This is a genomic window from Acinetobacter sp. YH12043 (assembly GCF_013419915.1).
Lineage (GTDB): Bacteria > Pseudomonadota > Gammaproteobacteria > Pseudomonadales > Moraxellaceae > Acinetobacter.
The window spans coordinates 65,362-90,565 of sequence record NZ_VOZD01000013.1 but is presented as its reverse complement, the minus strand read 5'-3'; the positions used below and the strand labels follow the sequence as shown (position 1 = coordinate 90,565).

Below are 25,204 nucleotides of genomic sequence, written 5' to 3'. Positions count from 1 at the left end.
TGATGGGAGAGAATGTTCAAGAGTGGATTCTAAATGTTCAGATAAAGACATAAAAAAATGAGCGTATTTACATACACTCATTTTTACTACATTTTACTAAAATTTGCTTAACTGACTGGCATTACCTCGATCTGAGGGCAATTTGTATTTAAATATTTTGATTGCTTTATTTTGTTTTTAATTCTGTTAACCAGTCATATGGTTTAAGGTAGTAATCGGTCAAGCGTTTTTCTGGTGATCCTTCGGCCCATTCTGGACGGTATAACCAGCCGGTAAGAGGTGGCAGGCTGACTAGAATTGATTCAATCCGGCCACCGGTCTGCAGACCAAACAGTGTGCCACGGTCATATACCAGATTGTATTCCACATAACGGCCACGACGATACAGCTGGAAATCACGTTGTGCTTCAGTATATGGCTTGTCCTGATTGCGCTGGAAAATTGGCAGAATTGCTTCGAGATAACCATTACCTACGGCCTGCATATATTGAAAACAGGTTTCAAAATCCCATTGATTCAGGTCATCAAAGAATAGGCCGCCGACACCGCGCTGCTCATCACGATGTTTTAGATAGAAATAATCATCACACCATTTTTTATGTTCTGGATAAACCTCTTCGCCAAAAGGTGCACACAGGTCATATGCGGTCTGGTGCCATGAAAGCACATCTTCATCATTTGGATAAAAAGGGGTGAGGTCAAAACCGCCACCAAACCACCAGACCGGATCCTGACCTTCTTTTTCCGCTACAAATAAACGTACATTGGCATGTGAAGTCGGGACGTTCGGATTTTTAGGATGGATAACCAAAGATACACCCATGGCTTGAGCTTTAGCTCCGGCTATATTCGGATGGCGTTCAGTGGCAGAAGCGGGCAGTTTGGAAATATTGATGTGAGAGAACATCACACCGCCTTTTTCAATCACCGTACCATTTTGCAGCACACGTGAACGGCCGCCGCCACCTTCAGGACGTTCCCAGTCATCAATCAGGAATTCAGCTGTACCGCCACCGGCACGTTCCTGCTGTTCCAGCGCGGCACAAATCCGGGCTTGCAGGTCGAGGAGAAAATCGCGAACGCGTTGAATATCTGCAGAGGTAGGATGCTGCATCAGAACCCTCATAGGGAAATAAAAAGACTGCTTACATCAAAGCATAAAATGGCCTAAAAATTAAGGTGTTTTTCTGGATGCTCACCATCTGTAACAACATTCAACCTAATGTTTTAGAAGGATGTGTAGTGCATTAAATCCGACCAGACTACTAGGTTGAATTCTTTTTTTGAGCTCCGCACAATAACCTCAACAGCGCTTATGCAGCGCATTAACCTGACTGATAAGGTGGTAGGCATTCATGACTGTGCAGGCAAATTCTCTCATTCAAAAATACAATGTACCCGGTCCCCGCTACACCAGTTATCCAACCGTACCTTATTGGGAAGAGTCAGGATTTTCACTAGAGCTTTGGAAGCAGACACTAAAACGTTCTTTTCAGGAGTCGAATGCGACTGAAGGTATTAGCCTGTATATCCATCTGCCATTTTGTGAAAGTTTATGTACCTTTTGTGGCTGTCATAAACGGGTGACCAAACGTCATGAAGTCGAGCAGCCTTATATACAGGCTGTGCTGAAAGAATGGGAGCTGTATTGTGAGTTATTAGAAGAAAAACCCATCATCAAAGAAATTCATCTTGGTGGTGGGACACCGACGTTCTTTTCCATTGAACATTTAACCCAGCTGATTCAAGGTATTTTGTCCAAAGCCAAGATTGCAGCAGAGCATGAATTCAGCTTCGAAGGTCATCCAAACAATACCACGCGTGAGCATTTGCAAGGCTTGCATGACCTGGGTTTTCGTCGGGTCAGTTATGGCGTGCAGGATTATAATGAAACTGTACAAAAAGCCATTCACCGGATTCAGCCTTATGAAAATGTTAAACAGGTGACTGAATGGGCACGTGAAATTGGTTATGAATCGATTTCGCATGATCTGGTTTTTGGTCTGCCATTTCAAAGTTTGGAGGATGTCTTGAATACCATCGATCAGACCAATTCATTATTACCAGACCGTCTGGCTTTATATAGCTATGCGCATGTACCTTGGATTAAAGGGAATGGCCAGCGCGGTTTTAAAGATGCGGATGTACCGAAAGATGAGATCAAGCGTCAGTGCTATGAAGAGGGTAAGAAAAAGCTCTTGGCGCATGGTTATCATGAAATTGGTATGGATCATTTTGCGTTAGAGAAAGACAGTATGTATCAGTCTTTTCAGTCTAGAACTTTGCACCGCAATTTTATGGGTTATACCGCGTCTAAAACTCAGGTGATGATTGGACTCGGAATTTCTTCGATTAGTGATAGCTGGTATAGCTTTGCGCAGAATGTGAAAACCATTGAAGAATATGGTGAACTGCTAGAGCAAAACCAGATTCCGGTCTTTAAAGGGCATATCCTGACTCAGGAAGACCTGATCATTCGCAAACATATCCTGAATCTGATGTGTAGTTTTACTACTTCATGGGAAAGTGGAGACATACAGTTTGCTGAAATTGATGAAGTGCTAAAGCAGCTTGAGGAAATGCAGCAGGATCAGCTGATCAAAATTGAAGACTCTTCAGTCACGATTTTGGAGAAAGGGAAACCATTTGTACGCAATATTTGCATGGCTTTTGATTTACGTTTAAAGCGTCGTATGCCAGAGAACCGGATTTTCTCAATGACGATTTAAGAATCCCTCTTAGGATCTTATAAATCCCTCCAAACCTCCCTTTAAAAAAGGGAGGCTTCCCTATACTTATATAAAAGGAAATTTCCCCTCTTTGAAAAAGAGGGGGCAGGGGGAGATTCTTTTAAAAATCTTCCTTCTGATACATATGCGCCATACGCTCATGCTTGGTTTTGAGGTATTGCTCATTGAATGGATTCAGACCCACAGTGAGTGGTACACGGTCCACTACATTAATGCCTTGCTCTTTCAGTGCATCAATTTTTAAAGGGTTATTGGTGATCAAGCGGACGGCTTTTACACCTAAGTGATCCAGCATGATGCTGCACATATCATATTGACGTGCATCTGCCGGTAAATTCAGCATTAGGTTGGCATCGACCGTATCATGTCCCTGGTCTTGCAAGGCGTATGCACGGATTTTATTGGTCAAGCCAATTCCGCGTCCTTCCTGACGTAAATAAAGAATGACACCGCGACCCACTTCATTAATCAGTTTTTGTGTTGCCTGGAGTTGAGGGCCACAGTCGCATTTTAATGAAGCAAAGGCATCACCGGTTAAACATTCAGAATGTACACGGACCAGCATAGGTTCATCACTTGGTTCTTCTAAGCCTTTAGAAAGAGCGACATGTTCTTCGCCAGTTTTAGGGTCTTGAAAAACAGTAATTTTAAATTCACCATGAGCGGTCGGTAATCTTGAAGTTGCGACAAATTCGATAGGCACAGCTGAACCCGTAAAATCCTAATAAAGTAGCTAAAGTATAGCGTAATGCTTAAACATTAGTAGAATTGCTCAGCTGAATTTATGAAGAACATTTTCTTTTTTGTAGAAAGCGAACGATAATAGTTGATAAATAGTAAGATTATTCAGGATAATCGTAGCCTGCAAATTTTTCACCCCGACGAGATCGCTGTTTAATATTGCATCGCTAGAAGCGTAGCTGAATTGAAGCTGCTACAATTCAACTATATGATCGGTTATTCCCCATTGACCTAGCTTAAGATTTTGCCAGGCTTTAGAAGGCTTTGCCATATATGCTGTATACAGAAATACCAACTCAACGCCCTGTAACACCGTTGCTTGATGCGATCGATCATCCTGAGCAACTGCGTGCACTCGAGCAAAGCCAGCTCACTCAAGTGGCGGATGAGTTACGTCAATTCATTTTGTATGCTGCGGGTCAGAGTGGTGGACACTTTGGGGCCAATCTGGGTGTGATTGAGCTCACAGTCGCTTTACATTACTGCTTTAATACGCCACATGATCGCCTGATCTGGGATGTGGGTCATCAGGCTTATCCGCATAAGGCGTTGACCGGACGTCGTGAACAGCTCACTACAATCCGTGCCAAAGATGGTCTGGCTGCATTTCCAGCGCGTGAAGAATCTGAATTTGATACTTTTGGGGTAGGACATTCATCTACCGCCATTTCTGCTGGCCTTGGCATGGCTTTGGCACGCCGTTATCAGAACAATCCGTGTGAAGTCGTATCAATCATTGGTGATGGGGCCATGACAGCAGGCATGGCTTTTGAAGCGATGAATGATGCTGTGGCACATCAGGCTGACCTGATGGTGATTCTGAACGACAATGATATGTCGATCTCTTGCAGTACTGGTGGTTTTGCCAAGCATCTTGCTGCAATCTGGGAACGTGGCGAATTCGTCAACGTGACTGAAGATGGTGAGGCTTATGTACAGCCACATCCGGAATGGCTATATAACTCTCGTTTACATCAGGCTGCAACTGATGCCGCAGATAACCTGTTTAAAGCCATTGGTTTTGATTATTTTGGTCCTTATGATGGCCATGATGTCAAACAACTGGTACACGTCTTTAAAGCCTTGAAAAAACGTAAAGGTCCGCGCCTAATTCATATCTATACCAAAAAAGGTAAGGGCTTTGCACCAGCAGAATGTGACCAGATTAAATACCATGCGATTAGTAAACTCAATGCAGTTGCAGTAGCTAATCCAGCACCGAAATATTCGGATGTATTTGGACAATGGTTATGTGATGAAGCAGCACAGGATAAACGCCTATTGGCGATTACTCCGGCGATGTGTGAAGGTTCAGGTATGGTGCAGTTTGCCAAAGAATACCCTGAACGTTTCTTTGATGTGGCCATTGCAGAACAACATGCAGTGACGCTGGCAGCAGGTATGGCTTGTGAAGGTTTAAAACCGGTCGTCGCAATCTATTCAACTTTCCTGCAACGGGGTTATGATCAGTTGGTGCATGACGTGGCACTGCAAAATCTGGATGTGACGTTTGGGATCGATCGTGCCGGTCTGGTTGGTGAAGATGGTCCAACGCATGCCGGCGCCTATGATTATGCCTATATGCGTACCATTCCGAATCTGGTGATCATGGCACCAAAAGATGAGAATGAATGCCGTCAAATGTTGCATACGGCTTATCTGTATCATGGTCCAGCAGCAGTGCGTTATCCGCGTGGGAATGGACTGGGTGTGGAAATCCAGAAAACCATGACCGAGATGCAGATCGGTCAGGCAGAATTGTTGCTCAGTCTGAACGAACAGTATGACGAATATGTTTCTATTCTGGCATTCGGTAGTCGGGTTCAAGCCGCAGTGGAAGCTGCTCAGGTATTTGCCAGCAAACATGATGTGGGCGTACGCGTAGTGAATATGCGTTTTATCAAACCATTGGATACCAAAATATTAAACCAGCTGGCCAATTCAACCAGTCTGTTTGTCACTGTTGAAGAACATGCAGTCATGGGCGGCGCAGGAAGTGCTGTGAATGAGTATCTGGCTGAAGCTCAAATCGTTAAACCAATCCTGAACCTAGGTCTAGCGGATAGCTTTATGGCACAAGCAACACATAGCCAGATGTTGCAGCAGGCAGGACTTGATAGCCAAGGCATTGAAAAATCAATCAATGAGGCCTGGTTAAAGCTAGGTCAAAGCGTTCTGTTATAAACGCTTAAAAAGTTTCGACACATTTTTTCCCAAAAAGCCCGGATATTTGCTAAAATATGCGGGCTTTTATGCATTATTCTTTATCAGTATCTTCAAATTTGTAGTGGGTGTTCAATGGAACCTATGGTGGTGATGGCTGCGCGTGCGGCTCAATTAGTTGGTCAAGAGCTTTTAAAAGCGCATCAAAATCGTCATAAACTCGATCTGCAAGTCGAAGAAAAAGGCATTGATGGTCCGGTAACGCGTGTAGATCGTTATCTGGAACAGTTGACCATCGATACTCTACGTAAAAGCTATAAAAATCACAGTTTCCTTGGTGAAGAATTTGGTCTGCAAGAAGGTAAAGGTCACGACGCTGATTGGTGTTGGGTGATCGATCCACTTGATGGCACACTAAACTTTATCAACGGTTTTCCGCATTTCTGTATCTCTATCGCAGTTCAGCACAAAGGTGTAACTCAACACGGTGTTATTTATGACCCGGTGAAAGATGAGCTATTCTCTGCGAGCCGTGGTCGTGGTGCGATGCTGAACCAGCGCCGTATCCGTGTAAATGTTAAAGACAGTCTGAACAATACTTTCCTGGCAGTAGGTCATGCTTACCGTACTAAACGTAATGGTGAAGTAGTCTCTTATGCCAAGAATCATTTTGATGCATTGCTCAATGTGACTGAGGCAGGTGCACAATTCCGTCGTGGTGGTTCAGCTGCCTTGGATCTGGCTTATGTCGCTGCTGGTCGTCTTGATGGTTACTTCGAGCTTGGCTTGAAACCTTGGGATATTGCAGCAGGCGAGTTAATCGTGAAAGAAGCGGGCGGTACTGTAGTTGATGCGCGTGGTGGTAGCGATTCTATGGAAAATGGTCAAGTTTTGGCTTGTTCAATGAAAATGCTGAAACCTCTTATGCAAGCAGTTGTTCCTGCTTGGGGTGAGGCAGCGAAATAATCGGGTTTAACGCCGTAAATCGAATATTAAAAAGGTATCTCTCGGGATGCCTTTTTTATTTTTAAAAATAATTCCGAGATAAATATCTTCATATTTAGATGATTCACAGCATTGATAAAAAGAAAATTGACCGGCCGGAGAATTAATTACATTTCTTTTCTTGGTTAAGTCTTGGAAATTGATGAAGAAATTAGCAGTTAAACAAAATAATCTGAAAAGCGGATGACTTTATGAATAATCCTGCTATAATCTGCGCACGCACTTAATTTCTGTTCGTCACCTGAACATTTCTCTTCTTATCATTGTGTATGCGCGTGCGGTCCAAAGAGAGGACGATATCTCGCGCCCCAATCGCTAAAGCGATTCCTTCAGGTTATGCCGTAATCATGCGTGCGTTATATCACATCGTCGTTACTCGGATCGCCGCTGAATCATCTCTTTTCAGCGTTTAATTGCTGTACCGCTTTTTGTCGATGTCCATTTGACTTTATTTTTAATGGAGCACCCAATTTCCGGGTGGAATACTCTATGAGCAAAACTTTTGCTGAATTTTCTTTGCATGAATCGTTACAACAAGCCCTTCAAGGCTTAGGTTTTACTACTCCGACTCCTGTACAAGAACAATCTATCCCTGCTGCACTAGAAGGTAAAGACCTTTTAGTATCTAGCCAGACAGGTTCGGGTAAAACCGCTGCGTTCCTTCTCCCAACTTTGAACGCACTTGCTAACCAAGATACTTTCGTACCATTTAAAGAACGTATGAAAGCGGTGACTCAACCGACTATTCTGGTGATTTCACCAACTCGTGAATTGGCACAACAAGTATGCCAAGACGCGATCGCATTTGTACGTCACATGAAAGGTGTTCGTATTGCTGCAATTATGGGTGGTATGCCATTTGGTAAACAAATCCAGCAGTTAAAAGGTGCACAGGTTGTTGTAGCAACTCCAGGCCGTTTACTTGACCTTGTTAACCGTCGTCAAATCAAACTTGACAAAGTTGACTCGCTGATCGTCGACGAAGCTGACCGTATGCTGGATCTTGGCTTCTCTGAAGACCTAGAAGCAATCGGTGACTTGGCTGCAAACCGTAAACAAACACTGATGTTCTCTGCAACTTTCGCTCCACGTATCATTACCCTTGCTGAACGCATGATGAATGAACCAGAGCGTATTGCAATTGAAACTGGTCACTCTACCAATACTGACATTACCCAGACTTTACACTGGACTGATGGCTTTGAGCACAAGAAAAAACTTCTTACTCACTGGTTAAACGAAGAAGACGTTGATCAGGCAGTGGTCTTTGCTTCTACTCAAGAAGATACAGATATGCTGGCTGAAGAACTTGCTGAAGCAGGTTTATCAGTTGTTGCTCTGCATGGTGCGATGCCACAAACCGTTCGTAACCGTCGTCTGCGCAGTATCCGTGAAGGTCGTGCAAAAATCCTGGTTGCAACTGACGTTGCAGCACGTGGTCTAGACGTACCGACAATCTCTCACGTGATCAACTTTGGTCTTCCTATGAAGAACGAAGACTATGTACACCGTATCGGTCGTACAGGTCGTGCGGGCCGTACCGGTAAAGCAATTACTTTAGCGACTTATCGTGAACGCGGTAAAATCCGTGCACTAGAAGACTTCCTTGAAGCTCGTCTAAATGTATCTGAAATTGAAGGTCTTGAGCCATCTCCACCTCCTGCACGCGGTAGCCGTGATGGCGCTGGTCGTGGTCGTGGCGGTCGTCGTGATGGCGGTCGTGGCTTCGGTGGTGGTCGTCGTTTCGAAGGCGAGAGCAATTTCAAACGTCGTGAAGGTGGTGATGACCGTCCACGTCGTAGCTTCGATGACAAACCTCGTGGCGAACGTCCTGCGTTCGGTGGCGAAGATCGTCCACGTCGTGACTTCAACAGCGATCGTCCACGTCGTGAAGGCGGTTTCGGTGATCGTCCACGTCGTGACTTCAATGAAGACCGTCCACGTCGCGAGTTTAACAATGATCGCCCACGTCGTGACTTCGGTGACCGTCCTCGTTTCGAAGGTAATGATGACAACCGCGGTAACCGTGTAGATTACAAACCACGTCGTGAAGGTTCTTTCGGTGACCGTCCTAAACGTGATTTTGGTGATCGTCCTGCTCCACGTCGTGAAGGTGGTTTCGGTGACCGTCCTAAACGTGATTTCGGTGATCGTCCAGCACGTTCATTCGGTGATGACCGTCCAAAACGTGACTTTGGTGACCGTCCAGCGCGTCGCAACTTTGATGACAAGCCACGTGGCGAGCGTTCATTCGGTGAAGATCGTCCACGTCGTAAATTCAATGACTAATTGAATAACGTCTGAAATAAAAAAACCAGCCTGAGTGCTGGTTTTTTTATGCATTGATTTTTTGTTTTTTCAGCATAAAATGCCTACTTCATCAACTTTTTCTGAGTTTATGATGATCCGTAATCTGAAAGCGTCTTTTTATAGTCTTTCATATTATTGAGGGGTACATGTCCTACATTGCGGTAACTTTGCTTTTGTGCAATCTGATTTATTATGTATATCGTTTTTTAAATGGATCATAGTCTGTTAAAATCGCGTCGAAATAAAATTTTTGATTACTAGAAATATATGGCCAGGCATGGAGCATTATGTTTTCCATGAACTTGACCCTTCATTTTCAAATGCTAACATGTTGAACTTCGTTCTTTTGTCATATGCATGCTGAAAAAATGCAGGAATAAACTCAGCTATGAAAAATCAAACAGCGCAGGATCCTCAGTCTTTGATTGAAGTCAAGAATTTGAGTTTCAAGCGGGGTGAGCGTGTAATTTATGACGATGTCAGTTTAAACATTCGTCGTGGACAGATTACTGCCATTATGGGACCTTCCGGAACTGGTAAAACCACTTTATTAAGATTGATCGGTGGGCAACTGACGCCTGAACAGGGTCAGGTTTTACTGGACGGTAAAGATATTGCCAAGATGTCCCGTTCCGAGCTTTTTTCTGCACGTGCACGTATGGGGATGCTGTTTCAAAGTGGCGCTCTGTTTACCGACATGAGCGTCTATGAAAATGTTGCCTTTCCGATTCGTGCGCATACCAGATTGCCTGAACATCTGATTGCTGAAATCGTGGCTTTGAAACTCGAGTCAGTAGGACTACGTGGTGCAGAGCAAATGATGCCTTCAGAGTTGTCTGGCGGGATGAATCGCCGGGTGGCTTTAGCTCGCGCGATTGCACTGGATCCGGAACTGATCATGTACGATGAGCCTTTTGCCGGGCAGGATCCGATTGTGATGGGGGTTTTGACCCGGTTGATTCGCTCTCTACGTGAAGCACTGGATTTAACAACCATTATTGTTTCACATGATGTGGCAGAAACTTTATCGATTGCTGATTACATCTATGTGGTCGCAGAAGGCAAAATTCAGGGCGAGGGCACAGCAGAGGAATTGAAAAATCATCCTTCAGCCTTTGTACAGCAGTTCCTGACCGGTTCGGTTGAAGGCCCGGTAGATTATCAGTTTAGTCATCAGGCTTATTTAAGTGATGAGGTACGTTCATGAATGCCATTGCTGCCTTAGGTAGACGCGTTATTGAACGTGTTCAGGGGATTGGTGTTGCAACACTGATGCTGTTGCAAATTCTCTTTTCCATGCCGACCTGGCTTGGAGTAAAGCTGTTTGTTTATCAGATGTATCGGGTTGGGGTGCTGTCACTCTTGATTATTGCGGTATCTGGCCTGTTTATTGGTTCGGTACTCGGTTTGCAGATGTATACCATCCTGTCGACATTCGGTAGTGAAGCGATGCTTGGTACTGCAGTGGCTTTAACCCTGTTACGTGAATTAGCACCTGTGGTTGCTGCCTTACTATTTGCTGGTCGTGCCGGTTCTGCCTTAACTGCCGAAATTGGTCTGATGAAAGCAACCGAGCAATTATCCAGTATGGAAATGATTGGGGTCGATCCCTTAAAACGGGTGATTTCACCACGCCTTTGGGCCGGTATTTTTAGCTTGCCAATGCTCTCTGTAATCTTTGCTGCGGTCGGGATTATGGGCGGAAAAATGGTAGGTGTTGATTTTCTGGGTGCTGATGAAGGTGCATATTGGAGTGGCATGGAAAGTACCGTGCGATTCTATAAAGATGTCCTGAATGGCACCATTATCAAGAGTTTTGTTTTCGCATTAATTTGTACCTGGATCGCGGTTTATCAGGGGTATGCCTGTGAACCAACATCAGAAGGTATCGCAACTTCTACAACACGTACGGTCGTCTATTCTTCGCTGTGCGTATTAGGTTTTGATTTCGTGTTGACTGCGGTCATGTTCGGAGGTATTTAATGAAATCACGTACTAGTGAGCTGGCCGTTGGTGTTTTTGTCATTCTTTTTGGTATCGCCCTGTTCTTTTTGGCGATGCGTGTTAGCGGTCTGGTAGGCACCAATATTTCTGATAGCTATCAGATGACAGCGACTTTTGAAAATGTAAATGGCATCAAACCACGCGCTAAAGTTGCTTTAAGTGGGGTGAAAGTCGGTCAGGTTGATAAAATTACGCTGGATCCGGTGACCCGTTTAGCCACTGTCCATATGACACTGGATGGCTCTCTGACATCCTTTAATTCCGAGCAGCTCAAGCAGGTTCAGCAGGAAGCACTCGAAGAGTTACGTTATAGTTCAGACTATACCGCAGCCGATCCTGCGCAACAAAAAACAATGGAAAAACAACTATTAGATAACATGAAATCCATCACCAATATTGATGAAGATGCTTACATTATGGTAGCAACAAATGGTTTATTGGGTGAAAAGTATCTGAAAATTATTCCAGGTGGCGGTCTGACTTACTTGAAACGTGGTGAGCAGATTGCGAACACTCAAGGCACCATGGAAATTGAAGATTTAGTGACGAAATTTATTACCGGTGGTGCCGGAAAATCGTCAGATAGTCAGGAAAGTGCCTCAGAAGAAGCTGCATTTTCAGAAACAACAGATGCAGAACCTGCATTTGTTGAATAACAGATTGAGGAGATTTGAGTGAAGACTTTAGTAAAACAAACGCTTGCTGCAAGCATTCTTTCAACAATGGTTGCTGGTACAGTGTTTGCTGCACCGTCTGAAGCCCCACCTGCTTTTATTAAAAGAGTTGCAGACAATTTGATTGATCGTCTTAAAACCGATCATGCTAAATTGCAGAATAATCCTGCGCTTGTGAAAACGATTGTTCGTCAGAATCTTGACCCGTATATCGATTCACAATCGTTTACCCGGATTGTGATGGGGACTTATGCGACCAATCAGTATAGTACTGCGGCGCAGCGTGCACAGTTTGAAAAGAACTTCCGTGAAACCCTGATTGAAAATTATGGTACGGCTTTCTCTAAGTTCAGTAACCAGACTTACAGCGTTCGTCCTTACAAGGCGACTAACAGCAAAAATCCTGTAGTGACCATCGACTTTAATAACAAAGGTGAGAAAATCCCGGTTGCTTTCCAGCTGGTTGATAAAGGTTCACAATGGAAAATCCGTAACATCAATGTTTCTGGTATTGACCTGGGTCTGCAGTTCCGTAACCAGTTTGCGGCTACAGTAAAACGTAATGGTGGTAATCTGGATAAAGCCATTGCCAACTTTAAGCCAGATGCTGAAGCGGCGATTGACAAGAAAAAATAAGATAGGTGAGCTGTGATTCAATTCAATAATCAGGAACTACAGGTTTCAGGCAAGATTGACGCTGACAATGCGCAGAACTATTACCTAGATGGTTTGCGTGTCATTCAGTCACAGGACAAGTTTCCTGTGGTAGTTAATTTGGCTGGACTTGAGCAGGGTAGTACTTTGGCTTTGGCAGTTCTGGTGCGCTGGTTGCGCCAAACTCCGCAAGCACGAGGGCTACAGTTTAAAGCGGTTTCTGAGAAAATGATGAAGATTATTCAGGCCTGTCATTTGCAGGATGATTTACAGATCATTCAGTAAATAAAAAGCACCGAAAGGTGCTTTTTTATTGTTTTTCAAATAAGCATGAATCAGATGAGGAGCGTTTCTTGCACTTCGCTTTAAAAGCAGTGCTTTAAAGCTCGCTCAAATCCACTTCTTCCATCTAAAGTAAATAAGAGGCCCTATCAGGAAGCCCATAATAATAATGTTCACCATCACAAAGCTCATCGAACCTTGAGCGAAGGGCAAGACATCAGTGTTCATCCCGTAAATACTGGCAATCAGCATGGGTGGCGCAAGCATACTCGGTAAAATCGAGAAGCGACGGATCGTATCATTCTGTTCAGTGTTAATGAATCCGGACGTGGTATCCAGCAAGAATCGGACTTTTTGGAACAGGAAGGCATCATGCTCGACCAGTGAGCGGACGTCTTCACTGAGTTCTCGAATATCTGCATCATAAATATGACTGCCTAAGGCTCGTGGACGTGACAGGAAGGTAAGTACCCGTCGTAAATCGATCAGACACAGCTGAGCTTTTCCGAGCATATCTTCCAGTTGAGCCAGACGGGTAATCATGTCGTCCAGATCCAGGATCTGTTCACGATGCCGGTTATTCAGCACTTCGGTTGAGTATTTTTCCAGATCCTTATGTACGTCTTCCAGAATATCGGCCAACTCATCCAATTTAGCTTCGAGCAAACCCAGCAGAATCCAAGTTGGATCTTTATAGTCAATATCATAATCATTGCGACGCGCACGGGCACGAAAGGCCCGGAAAGCTACCAGCTTTTCACCACGCAGGGTAAAGAGCCGGTCTTTATGCAAAATGAAAGCGACTGTCTGAACCGTTGCGAGGATGCTGGCATCATCCTCATGTTCACTTTCGACTTGATAATTTTTATTTTTCGTTAAGAAATAGGTACTGATGTGCAAAATACCGTCATCATCACGGTAAAATCGGGCACTCGAAGAAATATCTTCCAGAGATTTTAAAGTGGGCAGGTTTTGCTCATAGGCATCCAGAATCCATTGCTGTTCTTCTTGTGAAGGCGCAATTAAATCTATCCAAACCAGTTCCGGATGCAGGTCGAAATCACCATTGATGGTGGCATCTTCTAGGCTACCGCGCTCTGTGGCGTAAAAGGCTTCAAGCATGCTGTCTTTTCTCCCTTGCGCAGTATGTTAATCTAAATGCGTGTATTTTAGACAAGGAATTGAATAAAAACACTGATTGTGCAGTTATTTTTGAAAAAAAACTCTCAGGCGCTGCCTGCGTACTATATACCGGCAATGCAATGGTGAAAATGATGAATTCTATCGCAATTTTCTGTGGCTCAGCGCTAGGTTCTGAACCTGGTTATAAACAAATTGCCGAAAAGGTAGGCCAAACCCTGGCAAAAAGACAGCAAACACTGATTTATGGTGGTGGTCGTTCCGGATTGATGGGCATTGTAGCGGATAGTGCCTTAGCTGCAGGGGGCGAGGTCATTGGTGTCATTCCAAGACCCCTAGTGAATCGCGAACTGGCACATCCACATATTACCAAGCTGTATGTGGTCGATAATATGCATGAACGTAAGACCAAAATGTCAGAACTCTCCGATGGTTTTATTGCCATTCCGGGTGGGGCGGGAACGCTCGAGGAAATTTTTGAGCAATGGACTTGGGCTCAGCTCGGGATTCATAAAAAACCTTGTGCTTTTCTCAATGTCGATGGCTTTTATGATGATTTGCTGAAATTTATTCAGATGACCACGGACAAGGGTTTTACCAAGCCACGTTTTACTGAATCCCTGATCGTGAGTGATGACTTCGAAGAAATTTTACAGAAATTTCAAGACTACCAGCCGCCTGAAGCAAAATGGGGTATGGTCGATCAGGAAGATCTCGTAAAATAAGTGTTTTCCACTTGATCGTTCCGAATTCATGAAAATTATTACCGTCGCAGCTGCCATTATTTTGAATTCAGATCAGCAGCTGCTGGTGGTTCGTAAGAAAAATACTGACTGTTTTATGCAAGTGGGTGGCAAGCTGGAACCGGATGAAGCACCTGAACGCACCCTGCTACGTGAAATTAAGGAAGAAATTGGTTGTCAGGCTGAGATTCAGCAATTTATCGGGTGTTTTGAAACTCAAACTGCCAATGAACCGGATCATCAACTGGTTAGTTATGTTTATCTGGTGCAGTTAGATGGCGAACCACATATTGAAGCTGAGATTGCCGAGATGAAATGGGTGGATCTGGATCAGAAAGATGTGAAACTTGCACCTTTAACTACAGAAATTGTCATACCTTGGGTTAAAAAGAACTTACTGGCCCAAGCCTGATTTAAAGTTTGGCTCCCGCCAGACAGGCGGCATAAATCTGCTGACAGCCCAGTTTTTCCAGTTGCTGGCTCAAAGCTCGAATTGAGCTGCCAGTCGTAACCACATCATCAATAATTAAAACCTTACGATAACGGACTTTTGAAGAGATAGTGACCCTGAACTGGGCTTCAATATCTTCGATACGTTCCAGACGGCTTAAGCCTTTTTGTGAATGTTGCTTGAGTCGTTCAATTGGTTGCCAGACGGGAACTTGCAAGTGTTTAGCTACATGCTTGGCCAGCAACAAAGATTGATTATAGCCACGTTCAACCAGTCGTTCGGTTGAAATCGGCATAGGAACCACTGCACTGACTTTAGGAAATTTTAAGGTTAGTAATGCACCTGCCAATAATGGTTCCAGATGCAGCTTCTGCTCATATTTAAATAATTGAATCAGGCGATCCATCGGGTAGGCATAGTCACAAGCCACCTGAAACTGCATTTCCTGACGCTGAATAGTCTGATGTGCCCAAGGTAACTGTTGCCAGCAATCCTGACAGACAGAATGCAGGTTTTGATAATCTGTCTGGCACAGCTGACAAGGCTGTAAACGATTCAGCCAGTGTTTTCCCTGTTGGAGCAGCTTAAACATAGGCATAGCGTGGAGCCTCGGGTAGCCAGCGTTTTAATAAGGCATCCGCCTGTTTCGGATAATCTTTTAGCATCTGCTGGGCGACATAATGGGCCTGATTCAGCAAGTGATCATCACGTTCCAGCTTGGCTACACGGAAACCCATATCACCGGTCTGTTTGGTTCCTAACAATTCACCCGGACCACGTAATTCCAGGTCTTTCTCGGCAATGATAAAGCCATCATTGGTTTCGCGCATGATGCGCAGACGTTCCTGACCATTTTGTGACAATGGATTTTTATAGAGCAGGGCACAGAAACTGGCTTTGGCACCACGACCCACCCGACCACGCAGCTGATGTAGTTGTGACAGGCCAAGCCGTTCGGCATTTTCAATCACCATAATCGAAGCATTCGGGACATCAACACCGACTTCGATCACAGTTGTAGCAATGAGTAGCTGCAGTTTATTGTCTTTGAATTCCTGCATGACTGCCTGTTTTTCATCGGCTTTCATTTTGCCATGTACCAGACCGATATTCAGTTCAGGGAAGCGTTCCTTGATCTCGGCAAAGGTTGCTTCTGCGGCTTGAGCATCCAGAGTTTCCGACTGTTCCACCAAAGTACAGACCCAATAAGCCTGTTTACCTTCAGCACAATTCGTGGCAATCCGTTGCAGAACCTCTTCGCGACGATCCAGCGGAATGGTCACAGTCTGGATCGGAGTACGACCCGGTGGCAATTCATCAATAATCGAAGTATCCAGATCGCCATACGCCGACATAGCAAGCGTGCGTGGAATCGGGGTTGCGGTCATCACCAATTGATGCGGCGACATGCCATCCAAGCCTTTATTTCTCAAGGCTAAGCGTTGATCGACCCCAAAACGATGCTGCTCATCAATAATCACTAAGCCCAGTTTGGCGAACTCGACATTTTCCTGAAACAGGGCATGTGTGCCCACCACCAGATGCGCGCTGCCATCACGGATTACTTGTTCTGCTGCTACACGCGCTTTACCTTTCTGTTTGCCGGAAAGCCAGGCAATATTTAAACCGAGTGGTTCGAACCAGCGCTTGAAGTTGAGGTAATGCTGTTCGGCCAGAATTTCAGTTGGCGCCATCAGCGCGACTTGCCATCCTTCTTCTAGGGCATGACAGGCTGCAACACCGGCAACCAAAGTTTTACCTGCACCCACATCACCCTGCACCAGACGCAGCATTGGTTTATTCTGTTTCAGGTCTTTGGCAATTTCTTTGGATACACGTTTTTGTGCACCGGTCATTTCGAAAGGCAAACCGGCCAAAAGCTGTTTGGCATAGGTCTTACTTGGAGAAAATGAAGGGGCTTCAATCTGCTGAATAAAGGCACGCCGGGTCAGCAAACTGATTTGATGTGCCACCAGTTCCTCAAAAATCAGACGCTGCTGTGCCGGATGTGAGCCTTGAGTGAGCTGCAACATATTGGCATCTAGCGGTGGATGATGAATATATTCCAGTGCCTGCTTTAGACCATAACCATTGCTAAATTTTTGTGGCAACAGTTCAGGCAAATCATCACTGTGCAGTTCTAGTGCCTGTTTAATATATTCCCGTAGCTTGGGTTGAGTCAGTCCTTCGGTTGCCGGATAGATCGAGGTGAGTTGTGTATGGGGGAGAGGCGTATGTTCAGTAATGACTTGCAGCTCTGGATGATACATTTCCAGACCACGGGCACCGACTCGCACTTCACCAAAGACTCTTAAACGGTTACCGAGCTTGCAGCGATCGGTAATGCCTTTATAAATATGATAAAAGCGCAAAGTGACTTTGCCAGAATCATCATCCAGTAACACTGCCATAGACTTGCGTTTACCGGGTGGGAAATCAACCCCTTTCACGATACCTTCCAGCAAATAGCTGCGTCCCACCGTTAATTGATTCATGGGAATGATCGTGCTACGGTCTTCATAGTCACGTGGTAGATGAAAAAGCAAATCATCAGTATTAAAGATATTTAGTTTTTCGAGTAAAGCAGCGGCGGCATTGCCAACGCCTTGTAACTGATGGACTGCAGCCATGTCCCCTCAACCAGGTCTGTGATTCGGTGTCGAATGCATATTTTATTTATTGGTTATGGTAAAACATCCGAGCGGGTAGCTAAACAATTATTTGAGCAAGGTCATCAAATTAGCACAATTAGCCAAAGTCCCAAAACAGATTCATTCGCAACTCATCTGATTCAGGATGTGCATACTCTAGATTTAAGTGCAGTCGCTTCGATTGATTGGGTCTATGTGTTACTTAGCCCAAAACTGAGGGGGGTCGAAGCCTATCAGCACATTTATCTGGATTCGGTTCAGCCAATCATTACTGCCTTGAAATCCCATCCGGTAAAAAGAATGGTGGTGGTTTCATCAACCCGGGTTTATGGACAGAATGCAGGTGAAAGCGTGGATGATGAAACTGAAATTCATCCGAATGATGCTCAAGGTGAAATTCTGCATCACATGGAACAGGCGTATCTCGCGGCTTATCCTGATCAATGTACCATTATCCGCCCAAGTGGGATTTATGGGACTTCTGTGGCACGTATGCAGAAAATGGCAACCTCAATGATCAGTTATCCAAATCTGCACTGGTCGAATCGTATTCATATTGAAGACTTATCACGTTTTCTAGCTCATATGATTCACGTGGAACATCCTGATTCTTCATATATTTTGACTAATAATCAGCCACAACTTTTGCATGAAGTCTTGCAATGGTTTCAGCAGCAGATGGGTTTATTTATATTGAAAGTGGAAAGTGACAGGGTGACGGGTAAAAAGCTGTATGCCACAAGAATGGAAAAGATAGGCTTTGAGTTAGAGCATCAGGATTGTTTTCAGGATTATTTAGAGTTGATGAATAAGACTGATTTATAAATTTGGAAGTTCCTCCTCCCTCTGGGAGGAGGTTAGGAGGAGGTTTTTTTTAAAATCACCTCTCCCTTGCGCAGCAGTGCTGCTCATCTCCTAAAAGGAGAGGGAATATTTATCATTTTTATTAATTCTCAAGCAAAAAAAGAGAGGCCAAAACCTCTCTTTTTCTTTAAGTAAACTTTACTTTTTCTTGCGTTTCGCACGTTTCTTGGCTTGTTCAGCCGCAACCGCATCTAGTGCTTCTTTCAACTCTTCATCGGTAAAGGAGGTGATGTGATGCAGCATTTGCAGCTTCACTTCATCCAGTACCAGATCTGCATACTGCGCAACATTGGTCAGCTGCTCATCATAGACAATGGCATTGTCTTCATTGGTACAAATATAGCCTTTTTGCGTCAGAACTTTGATAAAGCTTTGGAATAAGGCTTTGTCAAAGAATTCTGGTGAGTTGAATTCATACAGTACAGAAAGACGTTGCCCCACCAGATGACTCAGTTCTTCCACCTGACGGGTTGAAATATTGCCTGGCCCACGCTGGGTGATCAAAGCCAGTGTCATGTAATAGCGTTCCAGACTTTGGGTTACTGGAGCAGCCAGAACTTCAAGCTGGTGATGCGCTTCAGTATTCGGTGCTGGGGCTACCAGATTTTCACCATCTGCACTGATCAGATTGGTTGCAAGTAAAGCATCGATATAAGCATCAACATGTTGCTGAATTTCGTCTTCTTTCCATTTCAGGAATAGCTCAGCTTTCAGGAATGGATAGAGTGTACTGCTAGCGTTGATCGCATCTTCACGGCGAATCATGCCATTGTGTTCTACCAGTGCCGCAATCAGGGACGGCAATACAAAGCTATGCACGATGTTATTACGGAAATAAGTCAGCAATACGGCCTGATTATCTTCAATGGCAATGATATCGCCCAGAACGTGTTTCACCCGTTTAATCAGCTTGAGCTTCATTGCATAGGCAATAATCTCTTTACCTGAAAGTGAGGTAATTTGCATACGCTCATCATAAGGTAAAGCCACCAGCAGATTACGGTAGGTATCCAGCTGCTTGATACAGATTTCTTCGTCCAGCGTATGTTTCGGTGTTGCCAATAAAATAAGTGACAGCAGTGAAACCGGATTCACCACGACTGCACGGTTGATATTTTCCAGAATGGCTTGGGCAGAACTGTTGACTGCGTCGGATACTGGCTGCGGAATCGGATCATCATTCTTTTCAATTTTGATATGTTCTGCACCATGCTGTTTCAGGATGTCATCCAGAAATACCGGTTCACCGAAGTTCAGATGGACCTTGCCAAAAATACGTTCAATTTTGCGCAAGGTTTTCAGGATGCCAAAAATAGATTCTGCTTCTTTCGGCTTGCCATTCATCTCACCGACATAAGTACCACCTTCCATCAGGCGTTCATAGCCGATATAAGTCGGAACAAAGACAATTGGCTTAGCTTTGCCACGTAAATGACCATGTACGGTCATCGCCAGCATGCCGGTTTTTGGTGGCAGCAGACGACCAGTACGTGAACGACCACCTTCGATAAAGTATTCCAGTGGAGTATTACGCGACAGCACGCTATACAGATATTCTTTAAATACGGTGGTATAGAGTGCATTACCGCGGAAGGTACGACGGATAAAGAAAGCACCACCACCCCGTAAGATCTGACCCACAAATGGCATGTTCAGGTTATCGCCTGCCGCAATATAAGGCACCATCAGACCACGACGATAAATCACATAAGACAATAATAAATAGTCGATATGACTGCGGTGACATGGCGTATAGACAATTTCATAATCTTTGGCCAGTTCACGCACGGTACTGAAATTATGTACTTCCACGCCGTCATAGAGCTGGGTCCATAAACGGGTCAGGGCTTTATCGGCGAAACGCACGGTAGAATGAGAATAGTCCGATACAATCTCATTCAGATAGCCAATGGCACGACGTTCTGCTTCCAGCATACTGATTTTGCTACGGATACTTTCGTTACGAATAGCCGCCTGTACATCCGGAGATTTAATCAGGCCATGCATCACATTACGGCGGTCTGACAGGTCAGGGCCGAGGATCACTTCACGCTGTGCATCCAAATAGTCATTCAGACGGCTGACAATATAGGTCGCTGGCGCTGAATTTGGATAAGTTTCTTTGGCAAATTCCATGAGGGCGCGCAAAGATTGTGGCTCATGAAACTCCAGATAAGACTGGCGACCATGCAGACCGATATTGACCAGCTGTTTGACCCGGCTTGGCGTAGACCAGGTATCGGTAAATAAAAGCTTGAACCAAGAATCTTCTTTTTCAGGATCACGACCCCAAAGTACAGTCACCGGTACCAGTTCCACATCCAGTTCGGGGTTTTTTTCTAGGACTTCAATCAGGCGTAACAGGCGTGGAGGAAAAGCATGTGGTGGTGAGCTAAGCAGATTATTCTCATCATGATGCTGCAGGAACAGCACCGAAGCCTTTTCCTTGCTGTCACCAATCTGTAGAGGGTCAAGCGCGGGCGGCATGTTTAAACGGCGAGTTTCCGCATCGACCACCAATGCATTACTGCGTGAATGATTCTGCAAGATATAGCAGACGATTTTCTGCTGCGCTGCCGGAGTCTGGTCAGCAGTAGGAGCTGTCACTTCACTTGGTACTTCCCCAAGAACATGCGGGGTGACCACAAGATCAAGTAGCTTACTTGAAAGCTTGCGATACATTTGACCAAAGCCACTCTTGGACATAGTTACTCCTAATTTTACTGACCAAAACTACAGAATTTCTGAGGGAATTTATTTTGATTGATTATAAAAACAAACAATATGTCATTTTCTGACAAATTCAATCGAAGTGGTTCAATTTTAGCGCGAAAGCAGATGTTTTTCCTAGTAAGTTGCAAGATCAGTTGACAGAACAGTCAATCAATCTTTAGAAGATTGATTGGATTTTATGGCAGAATATTCAGAATAAATTGTATAGATTTATTTCTACACTTCTGGATCTTGCCAATATCACACAGGTTGCTTATGAATGCCTTAACACAGGAACTGGTCGAGCTGCTCAGTTTAGAAAAGTTAGAAGAAAATATTTTCCGGGGAATTAGCCGTAATCTGGTAGGCAAGCGCGTATTTGGTGGGCAGGTTCTGGGACAGGCTCTGCGTGCTGCGTCTTATACCACAGATCGTCCTGCGCATTCACTGCATGCCTATTTCCTGTTTGGTGGCGATGTCAATGCACCGATCATTTATGAAGTGGATCGTATCCGTGATGGAAAAAGCTTTGTCAGCCGTCAGGTTCGTGCCATTCAGCATGGCCGTACTATCTTCATGTGTATGGTTTCCTTTGCGCATCAGGAAGAAGGTCTGAACTATCAGATTTCAGAACCTGAGTATCCACCAGCAGAAAGCCTGAAAAATGAAGCAGAGCTCACCCGGCAGATTATTGAATTTATTCCGGAAAATGTGCGTGCTTCTTTCATGCGTGACCGTCATGTCGAAATTCGCCCTGTAATGCCAGTGAATCCATTCCAGCCGCAACCGGAAGCGCCAAATTATGCGCACTATATTCGTACTCATGGAAAGATTGCTGCAGAAGTGGATGAGATTTCCCTGCATCAGGCGATTGCTGCTTTCTATTCGGACTTTACCCTAATGACCACAGCGCTGCGTCCGCATGGTTTAAGTTATCTGTCTCCAAGCTTGCAATGTGCCAGTATTGATCATGCCATGTATTTCCATAAACCATTCCGGGTAGATGAATGGATGTTATACGACATGGATGCTACTCAAAGTGCCAGTTCACGTGGTCTGAACTTTGGCCGCATGTGGCAAAATGGTGAGCTGGTCTGCAGTACCACACAAGAAGGCCTGATCCGTTTACGTGAAATTGAAACCCAGTAAAGCATACTTTTAATTTAAATAAAGCCGGATCCCAGATCCGGCTTTATACATTTTTAAGCACGGCTCTTTATAAAAAATTACTCGATTCTCCAGCACTTGCATGGCATAGTGCCCTTAAGATCAATATTAAAAATGCATGTGAAATGAGCTTAAATACGCAGATTTTAATTGCCGCCGTATTGGGGGTACTGTTTGGATTTTTACTGACTTTATTTCCGCAAAGCACATTTTTTGATGTCGGCCTGTACGGGATTGGAATTGCCAGCAGCCTTTTTATTGGCCTGCTGAAAATGATTTTGATTCCCCTGATTTTTACCTCAATTGTGGTTGGGGTCTCTAATCTGCAGGCGGGGGGGCAGCTGAGTCGAACCTGGAAAATTACTTTGCTGTGCTGTGTGACCACCACCTCATTGGCACTGATTTTAGGGCTAACCTGTGCGCATCTGTTTAATGTGGGGAGAGGTGTGGATGTGGTGATGTTTCAGGATGCTATGGCTCAGCATCAGACTCCTGATACTTTAACGCCGTCGTCTTTCTTTACTAATTTTATTCAGAATACCCTGATCAATCCCTTTAAGGCCTTTGCTGATGGCAATGTTTTGGCTGTTGTGATTTTTGCTCTGTTTATCGGTGTGGCGCTGGTCGCAGGTGGAGACAGCTTCCGTACTGTGCGTAAGCTGAGTCACCAGTTTTTTGACATCATGATGTTGATGATTGGCTGGATCATGAAACTGGCACCGATTGGGATTTTTGCATTACTCGCCAAGTTAATTGCCACTGAAGATATTTCAGTGCTGAGCCGTCTGGCCGAGTTTGCGGCAGTGGTGACAGGCACTACAATTTTCCACGGAATAGTGGTGTTGCCGTTATTGCTATGGATCTTCGGAAAAATGAATCCGCTGACCTTTTTTAAAGGCACCCGTAGTGCATTAATTACTGCCTTTGCCACCAGCTCCAGTTCGGCAACCATGCCGATTTCTTTAAAATGCGCGCAGGAAAATCTGGGCGTACGTCCGCAAACAGCTGGTTTTGTGATTCCTCTTGGCACGCAGCTGAATATGGATGGAACGGCACTTTATGAAGCTGCAGCAGCTTTGTTTATTGCCAATTTGATGGGACTGGATTTAACCTTAGGTCAGCAGCTGGTGGTTTGTGCCACGGCAATGATTGCGTCATTAGGTGCACCGGGCATTCCAAGCGCCGGCATGGTCACCATGATCATGGTACTGCAATCAGTGGGTTTACCTGCTGAAGCGATTGCGATTCTACTTCCGATTGACCGTCTGCTGGATACCGTACGTACAGTAGTAAACGTGCAGGGCGATATGATGATTAGTGTGGTGGTAGATCGACATACCCGCGAGCCTGAAGTGCCGGTTTAATCTTTGTCTAATTCAGCTTTATCTAAGTCCGGATTCCAGACAATTTCCCAGAGATGACCATTGGGATCCTGAAAATAACCTGCATATCCGCCATAAAAAGTCGTGTGTGCAGGTTTAATAATTTTAGCGCCGGCACGTTCAGCCTGTGCCATTGCCTGGTCGACTTCTAAGGGACTATAGACATTATGCCCCAGAGTCATTTGCGTCGGACAGATTGGGCTTGGCTTCAGACCGGTATCTTGCTGGATACTACGCTGTGGCCATAAGGCAAGCTTAAGACCAGGTTGTAATTGAATAAAAGCCACCGCGCCATATTCAAACTCTTCACCCATAATTCCTTCACTGGGAAAACCCAGTCCATCACGGTAAAAGCGTAGTGAAGCTTCCAGATCGAGCACACCGAGGGTAATCACAGAAATCCGTGCTTGCATAAGTCCCTCCTGATTATGATTGTTATATTTCTATCTTAGGACAAATAAAAAGCAGGGAAGCGATCCCTGCTGTTAGAAATTGTAATAACAGGCAAGCTTAAGCGACTTTGAGAGTAGCGCGTTTGGCTGCCTGTGAATGGTTGAGATAATGCAGCGCATCATCGGTACCGCCTTCATGCACCGGATCATACCAAGGCATTAAATAACCGAGCTGTTGGGATACTAACCACAGCGGGTTAGGCAGAAGGCGGTTATCTGACTGGGAAATACGCAACCATTCTTTCCAGATCCAGGGTTTATATACGGCTGGCTTATACTGCTTGAAACGTGAATCCTGCGATAACAGATGTGCAGCACCATCCACCCAAAGGCCAATTACACCAATAATGACCACCACACTTAGATAATAACGGGCAATATAGCCGCCACCTAGGTGACGATATAAATCAAAAGCCACACTACGATGTTCAATTTCTTCAGCACCATGCCATTTCACCAGATCCAGCATATTCGGATCAGCACCCAGACGTTCCCATTCAGTATTGTAGAGTGCGTATTTACCCAGGACACAGGTCATGTGTTCTATCGTCGCAATGATACCGAGACGGAACAGATCCCATTGGTGTTCTAAGATTTTAGGAATTTTGAGACCGAATGGATGATCGGCTAGGAGCTTGTTAAATAGGAAATGCATGATGTGCAGATTGCGCTGGATATCAATCTGACGTTCAGATAAATATTCTTTATTGGCCGAATTATGCGCTTGGGCATGCATGGCTTCCTGACGGATAAATGCCTGCACATCATGCTTTAATTTTTCGTCAGTGATCTGGGGGAGGACTTTGTTATATAAACGGCAGAACCAGAGTTCACCCGCGGGCAGAATATTGTTAATTTCATTGACGAAGTAACTGGCAAAGGGCTGATCAGGAATCCAGTCGACTGGAGTGTCTTGCCATTCAAAGCTGACTTTGCGAGGCTGGATAAAATAGGAAATGGAAGAGCCAATTCTTGTTGTTTTGAAGCGCGAAAGTAAAGACATGGTGTGAATCCATCACTGCTTGATCAAGACAGTATGAAAAAAATATCCCGAATTGC

At 44.7% G+C, this 25,204-nt stretch carries 22 protein-coding genes; 14 read left to right on the top strand and 8 right to left on the bottom strand.

Annotated features, from left to right (window positions below):
- Nucleotides 1-166: 166 nt before the first annotated feature.
- A complete protein-coding gene (gene hemF, locus FTU01_RS08395; RefSeq protein ID WP_180047851.1) occupies nt 167-1,114 on the bottom strand; it encodes an oxygen-dependent coproporphyrinogen oxidase in 948 nt (315 codons plus the stop codon).
- 241 nt (nt 1,115-1,355) lie between these two features.
- Between hemF and hemN the strand changes: the two genes are divergently transcribed.
- On the top strand, nt 1,356-2,729 hold the full coding sequence (gene hemN / locus FTU01_RS08390; RefSeq protein WP_180138759.1) for an oxygen-independent coproporphyrinogen III oxidase: 1,374 nt from the start codon (nt 1,356-1,358) through the stop codon (nt 2,727-2,729).
- A 121-nt stretch (nt 2,730-2,850) separates the two neighbouring features.
- Here the strand turns inward: hemN and ribA are convergent, their stop codons facing one another.
- Nucleotides 2,851-3,453 (bottom strand): GTP cyclohydrolase II, encoded by a 603-nt coding sequence (gene ribA, locus FTU01_RS08385; protein WP_180016552.1) that lies wholly within the window; start codon nt 3,451-3,453, stop codon nt 2,851-2,853.
- Between the two features lie 311 nt (nt 3,454-3,764).
- Here ribA and dxs point away from each other — a divergent pair, with 311 nt between their 5' ends.
- From dxs to FTU01_RS08345, 8 genes are all read left to right on the top strand, one after another.
- Complete coding sequence (gene dxs / locus FTU01_RS08380; protein WP_166135901.1) at nt 3,765-5,675, top strand: 1-deoxy-D-xylulose-5-phosphate synthase; 1,911 nt, start codon at nt 3,765-3,767, stop codon at nt 5,673-5,675.
- Between the two features lie 114 nt (nt 5,676-5,789).
- Entirely contained in the window at nt 5,790-6,620 is an 831-nt protein-coding gene (locus FTU01_RS08375; protein WP_004786976.1) for an inositol monophosphatase family protein, read from the top strand.
- A 528-nt stretch (nt 6,621-7,148) separates the two neighbouring features.
- Nucleotides 7,149-8,948 carry a DEAD/DEAH box helicase gene (locus FTU01_RS08370; RefSeq protein ID WP_166135904.1) on the top strand — a complete coding sequence of 600 codons (1,800 nt, stop codon included), beginning with the start codon at nt 7,149-7,151 and terminating at the stop codon, nt 8,946-8,948.
- 409 nt (nt 8,949-9,357) lie between these two features.
- The gene (locus tag FTU01_RS08365; protein ID WP_180047855.1) at nt 9,358-10,176 is read left to right on the top strand and encodes an ABC transporter ATP-binding protein; all 819 of its coding nucleotides are present in this window, start codon (nt 9,358-9,360) and stop codon (nt 10,174-10,176) included.
- Complete coding sequence (gene mlaE / locus FTU01_RS08360) at nt 10,173-10,952, top strand: lipid asymmetry maintenance ABC transporter permease subunit MlaE (RefSeq protein WP_004786970.1); 780 nt, start codon at nt 10,173-10,175, stop codon at nt 10,950-10,952. The genes FTU01_RS08365 and mlaE overlap by 4 nt, the downstream gene beginning before the upstream one ends.
- Nucleotides 10,952-11,629, top strand: coding sequence for an outer membrane lipid asymmetry maintenance protein MlaD (locus FTU01_RS08355; RefSeq protein WP_180047859.1), 678 nt, complete (start codon nt 10,952-10,954; stop codon nt 11,627-11,629). The genes mlaE and FTU01_RS08355 overlap by 1 nt, the downstream gene beginning before the upstream one ends.
- Nucleotides 11,630-11,647: 18 nt before the next feature.
- A complete protein-coding gene (locus FTU01_RS08350; RefSeq protein ID WP_004786965.1) occupies nt 11,648-12,283 on the top strand; it encodes a phospholipid-binding protein MlaC in 636 nt (211 codons plus the stop codon).
- Nucleotides 12,284-12,295: 12 nt separating this feature from the next.
- The gene (locus FTU01_RS08345) at nt 12,296-12,586 is read left to right on the top strand and encodes an STAS domain-containing protein (protein WP_180138757.1); all 291 of its coding nucleotides are present in this window, start codon (nt 12,296-12,298) and stop codon (nt 12,584-12,586) included.
- Between the two features lie 105 nt (nt 12,587-12,691).
- On the opposite strand, the gene FTU01_RS08340 is transcribed toward FTU01_RS08345, so the two are convergent.
- Nucleotides 12,692-13,705, bottom strand: coding sequence for a CorA family divalent cation transporter (locus FTU01_RS08340; RefSeq protein WP_159122636.1), 1,014 nt, complete (start codon nt 13,703-13,705; stop codon nt 12,692-12,694).
- A gap of 152 nt (nt 13,706-13,857) precedes the next feature.
- Here FTU01_RS08340 and FTU01_RS08335 point away from each other — a divergent pair, with 152 nt between their 5' ends.
- A complete protein-coding gene (locus FTU01_RS08335) occupies nt 13,858-14,448 on the top strand; it encodes a TIGR00730 family Rossman fold protein (RefSeq protein ID WP_034701503.1) in 591 nt (196 codons plus the stop codon).
- 28 nt (nt 14,449-14,476) lie between these two features.
- Entirely contained in the window at nt 14,477-14,878 is a 402-nt protein-coding gene (locus tag FTU01_RS08330; RefSeq protein ID WP_166135917.1) for an NUDIX domain-containing protein, read from the top strand.
- Between the two features lies 1 nt (nt 14,879).
- On the opposite strand, the gene FTU01_RS08325 is transcribed toward FTU01_RS08330, so the two are convergent.
- Nucleotides 14,880-15,515 carry a ComF family protein gene (locus FTU01_RS08325; RefSeq protein ID WP_166135920.1) on the bottom strand — a complete coding sequence of 212 codons (636 nt, stop codon included), beginning with the start codon at nt 15,513-15,515 and terminating at the stop codon, nt 14,880-14,882.
- Nucleotides 15,502-17,547: an ATP-dependent DNA helicase RecG gene (recG, locus tag FTU01_RS08320; protein WP_180047861.1), complete on the bottom strand. Its 2,046-nt coding sequence runs from the start codon at nt 17,545-17,547 to the stop codon at nt 15,502-15,504. The genes FTU01_RS08325 and recG overlap by 14 nt, the downstream gene beginning before the upstream one ends.
- A 33-nt stretch (nt 17,548-17,580) precedes the next feature.
- On the opposite strand from recG, the gene FTU01_RS08315 reads away from it, so the two are divergent.
- Nucleotides 17,581-18,393, top strand: a complete 813-nt coding sequence (locus tag FTU01_RS08315) for an NAD-dependent epimerase/dehydratase family protein (protein ID WP_180047863.1) — start codon at nt 17,581-17,583, stop codon at nt 18,391-18,393.
- A 177-nt stretch (nt 18,394-18,570) separates the two neighbouring features.
- Here the strand turns inward: FTU01_RS08315 and plsB are convergent, their stop codons facing one another.
- Nucleotides 18,571-21,138 (bottom strand): glycerol-3-phosphate 1-O-acyltransferase PlsB, encoded by a 2,568-nt coding sequence (gene plsB / locus FTU01_RS08310; protein ID WP_180053794.1) that lies wholly within the window; start codon nt 21,136-21,138, stop codon nt 18,571-18,573.
- Between the two features lie 282 nt (nt 21,139-21,420).
- On the opposite strand from plsB, the gene FTU01_RS08305 reads away from it, so the two are divergent.
- Both FTU01_RS08305 and FTU01_RS08300 read left to right on the top strand, forming a co-directional pair.
- A complete protein-coding gene (locus tag FTU01_RS08305; protein ID WP_004786947.1) occupies nt 21,421-22,293 on the top strand; it encodes an acyl-CoA thioesterase II in 873 nt (290 codons plus the stop codon).
- 143 nt (nt 22,294-22,436) lie between these two features.
- Complete coding sequence (locus tag FTU01_RS08300) at nt 22,437-23,675, top strand: dicarboxylate/amino acid:cation symporter (RefSeq protein WP_004786945.1); 1,239 nt, start codon at nt 22,437-22,439, stop codon at nt 23,673-23,675.
- Here the strand turns inward: FTU01_RS08300 and FTU01_RS08295 are convergent.
- Complete coding sequence (locus FTU01_RS08295) at nt 23,672-24,106, bottom strand: VOC family protein (protein WP_180047867.1); 435 nt, start codon at nt 24,104-24,106, stop codon at nt 23,672-23,674. The two genes, FTU01_RS08300 and FTU01_RS08295, sit on opposite strands and share 4 nt — an antisense overlap.
- 97 nt (nt 24,107-24,203) lie before the next feature.
- Nucleotides 24,204-25,148: a metal-dependent hydrolase gene (locus tag FTU01_RS08290; protein ID WP_180047869.1), complete on the bottom strand. Its 945-nt coding sequence runs from the start codon at nt 25,146-25,148 to the stop codon at nt 24,204-24,206.
- Nucleotides 25,149-25,204 lie beyond the last annotated feature (56 nt).